We start from the raw sequence: 13,887 nt of genomic DNA on the forward strand, positions 1-13,887 counted from the left end.
ACGAACTGATTATTTATAAGTCCAAAAAAAATTACTGTCGTTTCGCGGTCGATAATATGGCAGGGTATATCGACTTTATCAAAAATCGCATCACCACGTTTCTAACCTTACTTGAGCTATCCATGGCATTTCACAAAATGCTACTCAAGCTAGACGATTATCCAGAATTTCACGATGTGTTGGTAGGCTTTGATGTTCAAAGCTTTTATCAAGCCTTATATACACGCGCCAATCACCTCATTAATAGCGGTGCTCAGCTGGTCGTTGATTTCTTCTACTTCAGATTTTGCTGAGAGGTAATTTTTATCTACAACCGAGCACTTTTATACTAGGCGTTTTTGGTCTCAAATTCAGCCAGCATCTCTGTGATCAGCTGGTCTTTTTTGTGCCATAACTGCTCAACCCAGTCAAACATCTGCGCTTTTACCGCGTTATCTGTTTCATAACCACCATTTTTGATTGCCGTAAATAAGTCTTCAGGTATCTCGATATGACGCACATCGACGCCTAAGCGTTTGATGTTGCCTTTCCATAAGTCACTATAAGTGGGTATGCCGTCAGGATAGACAATCGTCATGTCTAAGATGCCATCGATCTCTGAGCCTAGGGCGCTCAAAGCAAGTGATAATCCGCCAGCACGGGGCTTGAGCAAGTGCTTATAGGGTGAGTTTTGTTTGTCACGTTTGCTAGGGGTGAAGCGCGTTCCTTCCAAATAATTTAGCAAAGTAAAAGGCTTGTCCTTTAATAGCGCACAGGCTCGTTTGGCCTCTTCGATGTCTTTACCTTTTAAAGCAGGGTTTTTGGCAATGGCTTCTTTAGAATATCGACGCATCATAGGGAAATCGAGAAAGTAGAAAGCCTGCCCAATCACTGGAATATAGATGAGCTCAAACTTGGTAAAAAAGCGCGTCAATGGTAGGCGCTTTTCACTGATATATTGCATGATGCTGGTATCGACCCACGATTGGTGATTGCTGATCAGTAGGTATTGACCGTCTGTGTGTACATCATCAGGCAAGCTGATACGCCAGTCTTTACGAGGCAGGACATTGTCGATGACGGCATTGTTACTGTTGATCCAGTAATTGGTGACATCGATAACGGCTTTGTCAGCGATAGCAGCACCCGTGAAGGCTTTGGCGGCGCCCATTATCCATACAGGAGGTCCTGCCAAGATGCTATTAAAGGTAATCACACCCGTGGCTGTGGTGAGTGATGCGGCTTTACCCAATTTTGGGGCACGTTCATGTAGTTTTTGAACGATTGATTTCAATCGCATAGTAAGTCCTTTTTCTCATAGCAGTGATGAGGTATTGATGATATTACTTCATGATTTTAGCAGAAATAAATCTCAGTGTACGAGTGTTAACAACAAATAATACACAGCACCTTTAGTGAAAAGTATTATTTTTGCCATAAAAAAGCGTACCAAGGCATGACCTTGTAAATACCCCATTCTTAACACAACATCATCGTAGAATAATTAAGCCACCTGCCTGTACTCGGCAGGTGTCATATCATTAAGTGAATCATGGGATCTTTCAGTGTTATAAACCTTGATCCAGTCTTCAGTCAGCTTACTAATCTCGTTTAAATTATTAAAAGATAACAGTCTAAAACCTCATTGCGGTAACTGCGATTAAACCGTTCAATATAAGCATTCTGATAAGGACAGCCAGAAGATCGTAGCGAGATGCTCTCATGGTTGATGTTTTTAGCAACTGGTCTGGGCCCTTATTATGGTCAGTCTGTGCATTTTAGACACAAGGCGCCAGAAAAAATCCCTTATGCGATGAACCGCTATCTTCGTGAGGCTGAGCGTCATTACGAAGTGCTCGACACCCATCTGGAAGGCTGTGAGTATTCGGTTGGAGACGAGTATTCAATCGCTGATATCTCCGCATGGGGCTGGATCGATAAAGCATCAGCCTGAAATGACAGGACTCTTTTTTGCCGCTTCATTGCTAAAAATACACGTATAGAATGACTATACTCACTATTTTTACCTGCGAATCGCCTAAAAATAGCCTCTGTCAGTGCCATGGTTGAATGTTCAGCACGCCCTAATAACAGCAAAGAGACGTAAAAAGCTTTATAATAAAAAAGTGATTAAAAACAGCAGCTAATATTGGTTCTACAAACTTTGCCTTAAAATAGATTTTGAGGCAAAGCGATTAAGGTAAAAACTATGAGTGCTCCATTAAAGTTCAATCGCGAGGATGTGATCGAAAAAGCAAAAAAATCTCTATTGGGAAAAGGCTATCACGCAACCTCGATGCGCAATCTGCAAGACGTCATCAATATGCATCCTGGTAGTATTTATGCCGCTTTTGGTAGTAAAGATAAGCTCTTTATAGAGTCATTAAACCGTTATGCCGCAGATGGCGCCAAGCGTTTGGCTGACAGTATTGAGCAACAAAACACTGTGCTTGCTGGATTAAAACATTTTATCCATACCGTCATCGTAGTCAATAAAGCGACAGCACCAAGTGGTATGTGCATGATTGTAAAAACGATCGCTGAATTGACTCAGAATGATAGCCCCGAGCTATTGGTACATGCCACAGAGATTTTGGAAGAAATTGAGGCATCATTTGCCACGTTGTTTGCACAGGCTATTGATCACGGTGAAGTCAGTGCAGAGAAAAACCCGATTGAATTGGCACGCTATCTTCAAATTCAGATCATAGGTCTGAGGACGTATGCTCAGATTACCAGTGATGACGCTGCGGTAGAAAAGTACATCGATGATATTTTTAAAAACATCGTATAAAGACTGATACTTTTTAGCGAAAACACCCTGACTGTCTACTTAAACAGTCAGGGTGTTTTTATTAACCATTTGATAAGAGTCGTTACGGTGTATTGGTAGAGACGGCAGGGTTATCTCGAATGAATTTAAGTAGCAGCTCAGCCAGCGTTTCACCTTGATCTTCTTGCAGAAAATGTCCACCGTTGATAATAGTCGTATGCTGCTGACCATTGGTGCCGGTGATGAGTTTTTGCAAAATACGATTGCCACCACCCGTCACTGGATCAGAATCACTAAACAGCGTAATAAAAGGCTTTGTCCATATCTTATGGATTTAATCCTGACGCCAATAAACCTTTATCACCACCTCTGCGCGGCTAAGATCAAGCCGCTCTCTAAGCATAGGCCGTAGTGCCTTGACAGTGCTTGCCTCTAATGCACCCCAGACTTTATCAATTTTTATAGGTTGATCTATCAAATAATTGCCTATCGTATTATCGATTAAGGACGCTAAATGCTGTCCTGAGCATTGCTGATCGGTGACGATGGGAAGGGACAGTAAAGTTGTCTTTAACGGTATTCTTGGTAGTGCGCTCACTATTGCTGTCAATACGATTAGTTATGCTGCCATCAATACCACTACGTATTTTTACGGTATCAAAATAACGTTGATCCGCCGCGTTTTGTGTGACACTAACAACTAACGGCGGTGTTGGGTTTTCCCATAGCTCGAGTAATCTCGCGACAGTTGGCATAGACGTTTCATCAGCGATCAGTAACGCTTGACCGTCACGCAAATGCTCAATTTTTTCAGGAAACTCCCTTTTGGTCACTACGGTATCACCTGCTTGTAGTGAGTTGGCCCAATTACCGCCCGGTGTATTGCCATGTAAGAAAACATCGACCCACGCTTGTATGCCAGCAGGGGTATGCCATGCTTTTCTTAAGGTGTAATAACAATGAGATCGAGCAAGGCGTGAGGTATTTTTGCTGTCATCAATATTGTCAGCTGTTGTGTCTTTAATCAATGCATTGTGCTCTAAATCAAATAAATACGCGTAACCTGCCTCGTTGATGGGTACTGAGGTCGGGTTTGATGTGCCGTTAGTATTATTCAACGTGGGCATGTTCAGTTCAAGGCGCAGCATATTTTTGCTGACTCTATAACTGTCTTGCACATCAAATACTTGCTTGGTCAGTTTAATCGTTTTTTTACCCAGCTTTTTATCCGCTTTTTGTTTGAGTGCAATATATTGAATTTGTAGCTCATCAGGATGCGTAATGGCTGCAGGAAAGGCAATAAAAAAAGTCTGACTCTGTTCAGGGTGATTTTGAGCATTGGTAGATGGAGATTCTGTATTTTTTGTCTGTACTTGTAACCCAAGGCCTTCAGCGTAAACGCGAGTCAATTTCACCTCTATATTATCCAATTCAGCCGTGGATATAGGGAGTAAATGCGTTTAAAAACCCTAACAGCTCATCTAGATGCTCTTCGTTGATATAGGTGATGATGTCGTTTAGTTCAGGAGTGTTTAAGGAAGTATATGGTTTGTCTTGACCATAGGTATTATGTGCAGAAGATAGGAAGATATTAGCCATATTGATACTCATAAGCAGATGATAAGTGAGGAGATAAAACGTCTAGTTGGTTAATGATAATTGTTTTTATTATCGTTTACGAGTAAAATCCTCTTTATTGTCGCTTTTGTTTCAAAACTATAAGCATCATCGACGCCAATTTTTTACTTTTTATCAATTTTGATTTTTATCAATAATGAGTGCCTATATGTTACGTGCAAACCAACTGACCATCAGTCGACAAGGGAATACTTTACTAGATAACGTGAGCTGCGAGATTGATATCAAGCAGTTGGTGGCGCTAGTTGGACACAATGGTTCAGGAAAGTCGACTCTGATTAAGGCATTGGCAGGGAGATGGCGAGTAGTAGCGGTAGTATTACCTTAGATGATACTCGCATCAATGATTACGGCAGTAAGGAGCTGGCACGTCATATGGCTTATCTGCCACAGCAACTACCTGACGCCGCTGGATTTACCGTGCGTGAGCTTGTGATGCTCGGACGCTATCCGCATCAAAAGTGGCTACAAAAGCCAACCCAAATGGATAGAGATAAAGTTGATCAAGCGCTAAAGGTGACCCAAACCGAAGCATTTGCTGATCGCATTACATCGACGCTATCAGGCGGTGAGCGCGCCCGTGCTTGGCTTGCGATGTGCTTGGCGCAAGACACCAAGTATCTACTGCTTGATGAGCCGCTTGCTGCATTAGATATGCATTATCAGATTGAGGTCATTCAGCTTATCCGTCGTTTGGTAGATGAGCAAGGCTTGAGTGTGGTGATTATCATTCATGATATCAATCTGGCGGCGCAGTATGCGGATCGAATCATTGCGCTAAAAAACGGCCGAGTTTGTCACAATGGCACTATCAAAAGCACGATGCAGCCTAGTGTATTACACGATATTTTTAATGTGGATATGCAGCTGCTCAGTCATCCTATTACTGGGCAGCCTGTTGCAGTTGCTTGACATCAGATCGCTTCTCTTTCACCCAAACTCGCCTAAAAAGATATGCTCCTATGTTTTCTATTTTTTATCAATACGAATCATTCAAGCGCTCGATACTCATGCCAGCGTCAGTGACGCCAATAACAGTACGCAAGTGGCAGACGCTTTTAGCTTTTATAATATTAGTCTGTCTAACGTTGACCGCTTGCAGTCACTCGTCATCTGACAAAGATATTACTCGCTTTGATACATCACCTCCCAAAGATATTACCGAAACAGCAAACAGCCATAGTGACCGTATTAATAGTGACCGTATTGATAGTGACCGTATCAATATCGTCTCCCCCTGATTGGGGCAATGCTGCAACGCTGACTGCGATGGGTCATGCACCGATTGCCACTGGTGATATCAGAGTGTGGGATAGATGGGTGGGGCGCCCCATCTCCCAGCAGCAACCACCGATATCGGGATTCGTTATCAGCCCAATGCTGAGCTGGTTGCACAGCTTCCCGTTGATATGGTCATAGATAACGCTTTTTATGAGCATGCCCGTAGCTTATACGGTGATGTGCCTGCGCAGTCGGTGATGTTTGCGGCAAAAGGAAAAGCGGCAACGTGGGCTGACTATACAGAACCGACGCGCGCGCTTGGTGCATTGATTGATAATCCCAAGATGGCTGAAGACTATATTGTACAAAGTCAAAAAGACATACAGCTTGCCAGTCAGCAGTTTCAGCAGCGCTATCCAATAATCAAAAAGTTCGCGGTCGTCCAGTTTGCGGATGCCAATAACATGCGCATGTATGTTGATAACAGCCTGTTTAAGGTGGCATTAGAGCAGATGGGCAAAGAGCTTGTGGTCTTAGGGGAGGGCAATCAGTGGGGGTTTGTACCGATACGAATGGGTGATTTGGCGCAGTTAGATGATGAGAGTTGCCTGCTGATCATCGACCCACTCAGTCCCATCACCAGAGCTGAGATTAAGGACAGTTTGGTATGGCAGCGTTTGGGCTATGGTGAGCGCCGCTGTATGGCGGAGTTGCCGCCAGTCTGGATATATGGCGGGATGTCGTCATTGGTCAGTCTGGCCAATAATTTATCCACGGTTTCGTTAATAGGTGGCGCGATATAATGACTATTCATACCAATCATACGAGCAGTGCCAGCAACACCCATAGCGCTAATAGCCTAAGCTCTACGTCCTCCCTCGCATACGGCAACTGTGATGTCCTCATCGCCCAAATCGCCCAAGCCGCCACCACATCCATCTCAGCCTCCGTCGTCTGTCGTGAGCAGTGCGTCTTGGCGATTGTGGGTGATTTTTATAGGATTGGTGGTTTTGTCCGCATGCAGTGGCTGGGCACTATTAGAGCGAGAATGGACACGCCCACTCAGTGAGCTATTTTCACCAAGTTTGCAGCTTGATATTGCCAGTATGGCGACTCAGCTTCATTTGGTTGCGACCAGTGTGGTGGCGCTGTTGGCAGGCGGATTATTAGGCGTAGTCAGTATTTTGTTACAGCAGCTGGTCAAAAATCCATTGGCATCAGACACCACATTGGGAGTCGGAATCGGTGCTCAGTTGGCTATGTTGATTGTGACGCTATTTTTGCCGAGTTTGGCTATTTATGGTGGTCTCTACGTGGCCTTTGTCGGTGCCATCATGAGTATGGGCTTGGTGTTTGCCTTGTCCGCGCCTAGTCGCTTCAATCCGCTGATTCTGATACTGGCAGGTCTGGTCGTCAATATCTTGCTTGCCGCTGTTGCCAATGTATTGGTGTTATTTTTTGCTGAAAGAAGCAACGGTATGTTGTCATGGGCGGCTGGGTTTTTGGCACAAAGCAGCTGGGATAGCAGTCGAGCGCTGATGATCACAGCGACCTTGGCGGCGATAGCCTGCCTGCCTTTATTGAAGCCGCTGACACTGATGAGCTTAGACGACTCACAAGCCAAACGTTTGGGCGTGCCTATCAATGGTATTCGCGCCTTAGTGGTCGTCATTGTGGCGGTGGTGACCGCACTAGTCATCAGTGAGGTTGGGCTGATTGGTTTTATAGGGCTTGGTGCCGCAAGCTTGGTCAATGCGCTAGGTATCTCGTCCATTGGTAAGCGCTTGGTCACGGCATTTGGGCTGGGTGCATTGTTATTGCTATTGACCAGTAACGTTGCCTTATTGCTTGAGCCTATACTGGGGATGCAAATTCCCGCTGGTGCCATGACGGGAATCTTAGGAGCGCCACTGATTATTTGGCTGATTTTGCGCCAGCGCCGCGATCGGATAGAAACCATCACCCCTATGATGAGCGGTCAAAATAAGACCGTTGTGTTTTGGCGATGGAGCGTTGGAGTTATCATCACGATAATGTTGGCTTGTCTTTTTGTACAGGATATCAATGGTTGGGGAATTAGTACTGATTGGGCGCTGACACAGCAGTATCGTCTGCCCTCGTAGCTTGAGCGCGGCGGCAACAGGGATGATGCTTGCGGTCGCAGGCGTATTATTACAGACGCTAACGCGTAACCCTATGGCCAGTCCTGAAGTCTTAGGGGTCAGCTCAGGCGCGGCGCTTGGGGTTATTTTAGGATTTTTATTATTACCCATTTTGGGACTCTCTGCTGGCGCAGGTACGTTACTGATTTCAGGACTGTCAGGTGCGATGGCGGTGCTGCTGTTGATTATGTGGCTGGCACGTAGAGTCAGCTCAGGCTATTGCTGTTAGTCGGTATTGGTATCGCTGCCATGATGGATGGGGTCATGCACATGGTCAAGCTCTCAGGTGACCCGCGTCTTGAGGCGATGCTCAGTTGGCTATCAGGCACTACCTATAGTGCGCAGCCTAGTACAGTATGGTATCTGATGGGCATTGCGCTTATCTTATTGGTACTTAGCTTATTGATTGTCAAACCCTTACGTGTTCTTGGTCTAGGGACGGGTGTGGCACGTAATTTGGGTGTGGCAGTGACCCCCGTGACATTATCACTACTGGCGCTCGTAGCCGCGCTTAGTACCGCGAGCACGCTTGCTGTGGGTCCTTTGAGTTTTATTGGGCTGATGGTACCGCATTTAGCGACGTCTCTTGGCGCTGTCAAACTTGAGCGCCAATTGCTGCTGGCTGCTCTCTTAGGCGCGGGGGTTATGGTAATAGCGGACTGGATCGGGCGGTATGTGATGTTTCCTTATGAGCTGCCTGCTGGTACGGTTGCCGCTATCATTGGCGGGGGCTACTTCTTATGGCTTATTCGCAAAGTGCCAACCGCTGCTAATAGTTAGTTTGTTTTTTTATGAAACGATGAACCAACAATCAAGCGCTTATGAATGACGCTCATAAAAATAGCAGGGATCAGCGCTTGAGCGATGAGCAAGTACGGCGGGTACTAGTGACCTTATTGCTCGGTGGTACGGTCATCAGCTTTAGTAACAGCGCGCTCAACCCAGCCATTCCTGTATTTATGTCAGTGTTTGACGTCGATATCGTGCTTGGCGGCTGGGTACTAAATGCTTATGTGTTGGCCATGAGTGTGGGGCTCATGCTGAGCGGTTACTTAAACAAAAGGTTTGCTTCTAAGCCAGTCTATTTGGCGGCAGTACTTGGGTTTATGCTCGGTTCGGTCATGGGTATGATGGCGTTTAATATGAGCTTTGTCATCATGGCGGAGCCATACAAGGGCTGAGTGGTGGGCTGATTATTCCGCTCTCAATTGGTATGCTGTATCGGATTTACCCAAAGCAGCAGCACGGTGGGATAATGGCGCTATGGGGCATCGTTATTATGATGTCCTTGGCATTTGGTCCTTTGATTGGTGCTTATTTGGTTGATCAGTTTGCATGGTGGACACTGTTTGCCGTTACATTACCCCTTAGTGTGATCGTTATGGCGATGGTGTGGCGATTGATACCTGAACCTGATAGAGGCACGCATGACACCGCAAGCCCTTTTGATACGGTAGGGTTTGTCAGTTTGATCATCTGGCTACTGACGATGATGATTTGGCTGAGCACCCTCAAAATAGATTTTACTCACGGTATCTCAAGCCGCGATGATTTGTTAAAAATAGTGGCATTAGGCGCATTGTCTATTTTATTTTTGCTGTCAGCCGTGGCTTGGTGGGCGTATGAGCGTCGTCAGAGCCATCCGTTGCTAAATGTGGGTTTGTTCGACAATAAAACTTATTTGCACAGTAATGTCATTAGTATCACCCAAACAGTAGGCTTGATGCTGTGTCTTTTATTATTGCCGATATTGATTCAGGAGGTGATGGGTGAAAGCGCTTTATGGACAGGCGTCGTTCTGATGGTTGCGACGCTCGTCGCCAGTATCACCACGCATTATGCTGGCAAGCGGGTAGACAAACGCGGTGCTCGAGGGATTGGTATGGCGGGTATCACGATTAGTGCGCTGTCTACTTTGATGCTCGCATGGTGCTTGTACCAGCCCACACTTTGGCTACTCATATTGACGATGAGTGTGCGCGGTGTCGGCGTGGGTTTGGCGTATCTGCCAACCACCACAGTGGGTTTTAGTAGCTTACCTAAAGACTCGGTCACTGAGGGAGCTGCACTCAATAATATCAGTCGCCGTATCATCTCTACCATCGTTATCACGTTGACAACCCTTTATATCCATAGTCGAAGCGCGCAGCTACTAGCCGCAGGTAGTGATGTTGGCATAGCAAGCGCTATCCAAGAAATACTGGTGATAATCGCGTTGATGCTATTGTTCACACTTCCTTCTGCCTGCAAATTACCCCGCGCGCCATAACGATCAACTTCATAGTTGGGCGGTATGTAGATTACCGGTGTCAATGACGATCTGCTTGAAGGCTTATCCCTTTTATCTATTTATTTGAACAAACTTTGAGACAAGCCGCTTATGTCACTGTCTAACCATTTCGCCAAATTTACCAAAGAAACGGACGGTAATTGCAGTAAGTCAGTCAACATGGTCACTCGCTACTTATAAAAACCTATTTGTAAATACTTATAGAAATAAAAATCATTATCATTTAGAATATCATTTACAAAGTTAGTACACACAGTATCATTTGCTAAATATAACGCATATCACTGTCCACCTATCCAATTAAGTGAAACAACCTAAGTGAAGTAATTATGAAAAGCCACCATCACGTTGCTCTATCTCTTCTTACCCTTTGTATCAGCCAGCAGTTATACGCCCAAACCAATGCCAATTCAGTGCAAAGTGCATCAGGTGTGCAGGCCACCGCTGCGGCGACCTCGAATGCATCATCAAGCGATGTACCTAGTGTGACTTTAGATGCTATTACAGTTAGTGCCAATGCCAAAACAGGCACAGCGCTGGCACAGAAAATTAGTGAAATGCCTGCTGTCACGCAAGTGATTTATGAGGCGGACATTCAGGCGCAGGCGACAGGTAACCGCACGGTTGGGGACATCTTAGCCCAGCTCGTGCCCAGCCTTGGCGTGAGTAGCGGCTCGGTCAGTAACTACGGCACGACCATGCACGGGCGTCCTGTACAGTATTTGCTCAACGGCGTGCCATTATCTGGCTCGCGCAGTTTATCACGCGAGCTAAACAGCATCGACCCTGAGCAAATTGAGCGCGTCGAAGTGCTCTCAGGTGCGACCAGCATCTATGGCGCGGGGGCAGCAGGCGGTCTGATTAATATCGTGACCAAATCAACGGCAGGTTATGGCTTGACAAGACAGACGCGCCTTGGCATTAACAGCAGCCGCGAGTTTAAATCCGACTCGCTCGGCTATCATGTGGGACAAAGCATCGGCTACGGCGGCGAGCGCGTGTATGGTAATGTCGATGTAGACTACGAGACCACAGGTGGCAAGTTTGACAGTCATGGCGACCGCATCAGCCCTGATGCCAACCAAACCGACAACCAAGACACCGATACTATTAGCGTCAACGCCAACCTTGGCTTTGATATTAGCGATACCAAGACCATGAATCTTGCGGCGACCTATTATGACAGCGAGCAAGACACCGATTATGGCGTTGATTATGGGGATAATCTATCCGTGCTCCAAGAAGGAACTACGCCTTCATTGCGTGCTATTGACGGTGCTAAAATCGAAAATCAACCCTACAATACCAAAAGCTCGGTCAACCTAAACTATAATGACAGTGACTTTTTGGGTTCTAACCTAAGTCTGACAGGCTATTATCGTGACGAAAAAGCACGCTTTTATCCGTCAGGAAAATCATTTACTAGTCAAGCCAAAGACGTTTGGGTAAATAATGGTTTAACCGATGCAGACACCTTAGGAAAGCTATTGGGTGCATCGGTCGTAGTTACGCAGTCTGAAGCGGATATTGAGGTGATGGGACTGCGCGCCGCTATGCAGACTGAAACCGATGTCATGGGTAAAAATACTTTGTTCAGCTATGGCGCGGATTTTGAACGTGAAGAGAGTGAGCAGACCTATTATGGCCAAGACCTGACTACTTTTCTTGCAAGTAATGGCTTGACTTCAACAAGTAATGGTCTGAGCTATAACGGCGGACCAAAAACCACTATCGATAAATGGGGCGCGTTCGTCAATGCCGATGTGGATATGACCGACAAATGGCACACCAGCGCTGGCGTGCGCTATCAAAACATCAAATCGGATACCGACCGTTTTGTGCCCATTTATGAGCAGCTATTGGCGGATTATTTTGCGACCAATGGCATCAGTGATATTGCTGACGCTTACGGTATTGATTACGAAGCAGGCGCGGTTGAGGGCGGGTAGCAGTAAGCACGACAAAGTGCTGTTTAACCTTGGTACCAGCTATCAGTTGACCGATGATGACCAAGTCTTTGCTAACTTCTCGCAAGGCTTTACCACGGCTGACGTGCAGCGCGCCTTACGTGACGTGCGTGCTGGATTTGTGGTCAACTCAGACAATATTCAGCCCATTTCTATCAATAACTACGAGCTGGGCTGGCAAGGTAAGCGCGGTGATACCAGCGCAAAGGTTAGCGGTTTTTATAACGACTCAGACAAAACCGTACGCTTTACCAACGACTATACCGTTGAAGTCGTCGATACGGACGAACGTATTTACGGCGCTGAAGCCTCGCTCACGCATGATTTGAACAAAGACTGGCAGTTTGGCGGCAGCCTTGCCTATACCCGCGGGCAATACAAAAAAGACGGCGACTGGCTGGAGCTGGATGCAGTACGCCTGACGCCACTCAAAGGCACGGCATACGCGCAGTATAACTTTAGCGAAGGCAGCAATATTCGCTTGCAAGCGCTGGCAGTCGGCGGTAGCGACAAGGCTTATAAGGACCAACAGAACGACCCAGACGCGAGTGCGCAGCCATTAACAGGCTATGCGACCTTTGATGTGCTTGGGCAAGTCAAACTGCCTGTCGGCCGTATGGGCTACGGCGTGTATAATATCTTAAACAAAGACTATCAGACCGTGTATCATCAAACGACCTTTGGCGATTTAAACCGTTTGCCTGCTTCAGGGACAACTTACGGCTTGAGCTATACCGTGGATTACTAAAAAGCGCCACGCATTAAAAAACCCCTTCATGCTATGAAAATTTAGCGTGAAGGGGTTTCTTTATGTTCATAACTCTCTAAATCATTCATCTGCTCCAAGAGTATTTGCTAGCGTTTCCAACTTCACGCTTTATCAGGTGTAAAATTCTTCTTTAGTATTTTATGATTGACTTATAGCGTATCAATGCTAATCTAAGCACTCTTTGGGGAGTAGCCTGCTTTCGTACTGCGAAAGCGTTCGTATCAACACACTTGGCCACATGCCATGGTGCGAACACCTCTCGGTTGGCGAGACCATCGATATATCTACACTGCAGGTCGGGGGTGTGGCTATGTCGTGGACTCTATACTCGACCAGAGAAAATCACATGAATCCTATCGCACTTCTATTACTTGCTTTTTCTATGTCTACGGATGCCTTTTCTGTGGCAATCAGTAAAGGAGCAATTCTTAAAAACCCTCGTTTTACCGAAGCCTTCAGAATGGGCGTTATTTTTGGCACCATTGAAGCGATCACGCCGATTATTGGTTGGTTAATTGGTCACTCTGCCACATCCTTTATAGATGCGTCTTTTATTGAGGCATGGGATCATTGGGTCGCGTTTGTCATACTTTTTACGCTCGGTCTGCACATGCTGTATGAGGGACTGAAGCCAAGTGATGAAACGGCAGAAGTGCTATCGAGACATTCTTTTTTTAAACTTGCTTTGACTGCATTTGGTACCAGCATCGATGCCATGGCTGTCGGTGTGAGCCTAGCATTTGTCAAGGTCAATATTTTGCTGGCGGCAGGTCTGATTGGTCTAGCGACTACGATAATGGTCACGCTAGGGGGTGATGTTAGGGAAAGGTGTTGGGCTCCATAATCGGTCACAGAGCTGAAATATTTGGTGGTGTGATGCTAATTGCCATCGGTACATGGATTTTATTCAGTCATCTTTAGTCACTTGATAGATATGAGCTACTTGATAAATATAAGCCTAGCTATTGATATAGCTGGGCTTTTTTATGTCTATAATCAGCACATAACACCATAACTCTTGCTAAATGAACGGAACATCTCAGTACTACAAAAATTGTTAATCATCAATAGAATAATCATGATGAAGA

20 protein-coding genes, 2 pseudogenes and 1 riboswitch are annotated in these 13,887 nt (G+C 45.9%); of the genes and pseudogenes, 16 read left to right on the forward strand and 6 right to left on the reverse strand.

All coding sequences use genetic code 11. The annotated features are described in order from the left end of the window. Positions 1-56: 56 nt before the first annotated feature. Positions 57-293: a hypothetical protein gene (locus PKHYL_RS06460; protein WP_240366262.1), complete on the forward strand. Its 237-nt coding sequence runs from the start codon at positions 57-59 to the stop codon at positions 291-293. Positions 294-328: 35 nt separating this feature from the next. Here the strand turns inward: PKHYL_RS06460 and PKHYL_RS06465 are convergent, their stop codons facing one another. Further along, positions 329-1,279 (reverse strand): acyltransferase, encoded by a 951-nt coding sequence (locus tag PKHYL_RS06465; RefSeq protein WP_240366263.1) that lies wholly within the window; start codon positions 1,277-1,279, stop codon positions 329-331. Between the two features lie 204 nt (positions 1,280-1,483). Continuing rightward, a pseudogene (locus tag PKHYL_RS06470) lies at positions 1,484-1,671 on the reverse strand (integrase core domain-containing protein); the annotation flags it as partial. Between the two features lie 22 nt (positions 1,672-1,693). Between PKHYL_RS06470 and PKHYL_RS06475 the strand changes: the two are divergent. Both PKHYL_RS06475 and PKHYL_RS06480 read left to right on the forward strand, forming a co-directional pair. Continuing rightward, positions 1,694-1,933 carry a glutathione binding-like protein gene (locus PKHYL_RS06475; protein ID WP_240366264.1) on the forward strand — a complete coding sequence of 80 codons (240 nt, stop codon included), beginning with the start codon at positions 1,694-1,696 and terminating at the stop codon, positions 1,931-1,933. Between the two features lie 255 nt (positions 1,934-2,188). Then, positions 2,189-2,773, forward strand: a complete 585-nt coding sequence (locus PKHYL_RS06480) for a TetR/AcrR family transcriptional regulator (RefSeq protein ID WP_240366265.1) — start codon at positions 2,189-2,191, stop codon at positions 2,771-2,773. An 82-nt stretch (positions 2,774-2,855) separates the two neighbouring features. Here the strand turns inward: PKHYL_RS06480 and PKHYL_RS06485 are convergent, their stop codons facing one another. From PKHYL_RS06485 to PKHYL_RS06495, 4 genes are all read right to left on the reverse strand, one after another. Then, the gene (locus PKHYL_RS06485) at positions 2,856-3,032 is read right to left on the reverse strand and encodes a hypothetical protein (RefSeq protein ID WP_240366266.1); all 177 of its coding nucleotides are present in this window, start codon (positions 3,030-3,032) and stop codon (positions 2,856-2,858) included. 54 nt (positions 3,033-3,086) lie between these two features. Continuing rightward, positions 3,087-3,155 (reverse strand): hypothetical protein, encoded by a 69-nt coding sequence (locus PKHYL_RS18645; protein WP_442966147.1) that lies wholly within the window; start codon positions 3,153-3,155, stop codon positions 3,087-3,089. A 91-nt stretch (positions 3,156-3,246) separates the two neighbouring features. Then, a complete protein-coding gene (locus PKHYL_RS06490; protein ID WP_240366267.1) occupies positions 3,247-4,161 on the reverse strand; it encodes a siderophore-interacting protein in 915 nt (304 codons plus the stop codon). Between the two features lie 22 nt (positions 4,162-4,183). After that, positions 4,184-4,351, reverse strand: a complete 168-nt coding sequence (locus PKHYL_RS06495; RefSeq protein ID WP_240366268.1) for a hypothetical protein — start codon at positions 4,349-4,351, stop codon at positions 4,184-4,186. 187 nt (positions 4,352-4,538) lie between these two features. Here PKHYL_RS06495 and PKHYL_RS06500 point away from each other — a divergent pair. The 13 genes and pseudogenes from PKHYL_RS06500 (at position 4,539) to PKHYL_RS18650 (ending at position 13,720) form a co-directional block, all read left to right on the forward strand. After that, positions 4,539-5,302: pseudogene (locus PKHYL_RS06500) on the forward strand (ABC transporter ATP-binding protein). 50 nt (positions 5,303-5,352) lie between these two features. Continuing rightward, on the forward strand, positions 5,353-5,631 hold the full coding sequence (locus PKHYL_RS06505; protein WP_240366269.1) for a hypothetical protein: 279 nt from the start codon (positions 5,353-5,355) through the stop codon (positions 5,629-5,631). Positions 5,632-5,706: 75 nt separating this feature from the next. Beyond that, positions 5,707-6,414 carry an ABC transporter substrate-binding protein gene (locus PKHYL_RS06510; RefSeq protein ID WP_240366270.1) on the forward strand — a complete coding sequence of 236 codons (708 nt, stop codon included), beginning with the start codon at positions 5,707-5,709 and terminating at the stop codon, positions 6,412-6,414. Further along, positions 6,414-6,680, forward strand: coding sequence for a hypothetical protein (locus PKHYL_RS06515; protein WP_240366271.1), 267 nt, complete (start codon positions 6,414-6,416; stop codon positions 6,678-6,680). Before PKHYL_RS06510 ends, PKHYL_RS06515 begins: the two co-directional genes overlap by 1 nt. Then, complete coding sequence (locus tag PKHYL_RS06520) at positions 6,622-7,734, forward strand: iron chelate uptake ABC transporter family permease subunit (protein WP_240366272.1); 1,113 nt, start codon at positions 6,622-6,624, stop codon at positions 7,732-7,734. Before PKHYL_RS06515 ends, PKHYL_RS06520 begins: the two co-directional genes overlap by 59 nt. 1 nt (position 7,735) lies before the next feature. Next, entirely contained in the window at positions 7,736-8,002 is a 267-nt protein-coding gene (locus tag PKHYL_RS17330; RefSeq protein ID WP_269778279.1) for an iron chelate uptake ABC transporter family permease subunit, read from the forward strand. Continuing rightward, on the forward strand, positions 7,993-8,553 hold the full coding sequence (locus PKHYL_RS06525; RefSeq protein WP_269778280.1) for an iron chelate uptake ABC transporter family permease subunit: 561 nt from the start codon (positions 7,993-7,995) through the stop codon (positions 8,551-8,553). Before PKHYL_RS17330 ends, PKHYL_RS06525 begins: the two co-directional genes overlap by 10 nt. A 41-nt stretch (positions 8,554-8,594) precedes the next feature. Further along, positions 8,595-8,954 (forward strand): MFS transporter, encoded by a 360-nt coding sequence (locus PKHYL_RS17335; RefSeq protein WP_269778281.1) that lies wholly within the window; start codon positions 8,595-8,597, stop codon positions 8,952-8,954. 32 nt (positions 8,955-8,986) lie between these two features. Next, entirely contained in the window at positions 8,987-10,042 is a 1,056-nt protein-coding gene (locus tag PKHYL_RS06530) for an MFS transporter (protein ID WP_269778282.1), read from the forward strand. A gap of 350 nt (positions 10,043-10,392) precedes the next feature. Beyond that, on the forward strand, positions 10,393-12,012 hold the full coding sequence (locus PKHYL_RS17340) for a TonB-dependent receptor (protein WP_269778283.1): 1,620 nt from the start codon (positions 10,393-10,395) through the stop codon (positions 12,010-12,012). Next, a complete protein-coding gene (locus PKHYL_RS17345; RefSeq protein WP_269778284.1) occupies positions 11,999-12,778 on the forward strand; it encodes a TonB-dependent receptor domain-containing protein in 780 nt (259 codons plus the stop codon). The genes PKHYL_RS17340 and PKHYL_RS17345 overlap by 14 nt, the downstream gene beginning before the upstream one ends. Positions 12,779-12,970: 192 nt before the next feature. Further along, positions 12,971-13,138, forward strand: a riboswitch (yybP-ykoY riboswitch). A 7-nt stretch (positions 13,139-13,145) separates the two neighbouring features. Next, on the forward strand, positions 13,146-13,643 hold the full coding sequence (locus PKHYL_RS06540; RefSeq protein WP_240366273.1) for a manganese efflux pump MntP: 498 nt from the start codon (positions 13,146-13,148) through the stop codon (positions 13,641-13,643). Then, positions 13,628-13,720, forward strand: a complete 93-nt coding sequence (locus PKHYL_RS18650; RefSeq protein WP_442966127.1) for a hypothetical protein — start codon at positions 13,628-13,630, stop codon at positions 13,718-13,720. Before PKHYL_RS06540 ends, PKHYL_RS18650 begins: the two co-directional genes overlap by 16 nt. The last annotated feature ends 167 nt before the right edge of the window (positions 13,721-13,887 follow it).

The organism is Psychrobacter sp. KH172YL61, assembly GCF_007182895.1.
In the GTDB taxonomy this organism is placed as follows: Bacteria; Pseudomonadota; Gammaproteobacteria; order Pseudomonadales; family Moraxellaceae; genus Psychrobacter; species Psychrobacter pacificensis.

What these genes read in the sequence shown, in the direction of transcription:
- PKHYL_RS06460 (WP_240366262.1), top strand. Translation starts at nt 57, where the DNA reads ATGGCAGGGTATATCGACTTTATCAAAAATCGCATCACCACGTTTCTA.
- PKHYL_RS06465 (WP_240366263.1), bottom strand. Translation starts at nt 1,279, where the DNA reads ATGCGATTGAAATCAATCGTTCAAAAACTACATGAACGTGCCCCAAAA.
- PKHYL_RS06475 (WP_240366264.1), top strand. Translation starts at nt 1,694, where the DNA reads ATGCTCTCATGGTTGATGTTTTTAGCAACTGGTCTGGGCCCTTATTAT.
- PKHYL_RS06480 (WP_240366265.1), top strand. Translation starts at nt 2,189, where the DNA reads ATGAGTGCTCCATTAAAGTTCAATCGCGAGGATGTGATCGAAAAAGCA.
- PKHYL_RS06495 (WP_240366268.1), bottom strand. Translation starts at nt 4,351, where the DNA reads ATGGCTAATATCTTCCTATCTTCTGCACATAATACCTATGGTCAAGAC.
- PKHYL_RS06505 (WP_240366269.1), top strand. Translation starts at nt 5,353, where the DNA reads ATGTTTTCTATTTTTTATCAATACGAATCATTCAAGCGCTCGATACTC.
- PKHYL_RS06510 (WP_240366270.1), top strand. Translation starts at nt 5,707, where the DNA reads ATGGGTGGGGCGCCCCATCTCCCAGCAGCAACCACCGATATCGGGATT.
- PKHYL_RS06515 (WP_240366271.1), top strand. Translation starts at nt 6,414, where the DNA reads ATGACTATTCATACCAATCATACGAGCAGTGCCAGCAACACCCATAGC.
- PKHYL_RS17335 (WP_269778281.1), top strand. Translation starts at nt 8,595, where the DNA reads ATGAATGACGCTCATAAAAATAGCAGGGATCAGCGCTTGAGCGATGAG.
- PKHYL_RS06530 (WP_269778282.1), top strand. Translation starts at nt 8,987, where the DNA reads ATGCTGTATCGGATTTACCCAAAGCAGCAGCACGGTGGGATAATGGCG.
- PKHYL_RS17340 (WP_269778283.1), top strand. Translation starts at nt 10,393, where the DNA reads ATGAAAAGCCACCATCACGTTGCTCTATCTCTTCTTACCCTTTGTATC.
- PKHYL_RS06540 (WP_240366273.1), top strand. Translation starts at nt 13,146, where the DNA reads ATGAATCCTATCGCACTTCTATTACTTGCTTTTTCTATGTCTACGGAT.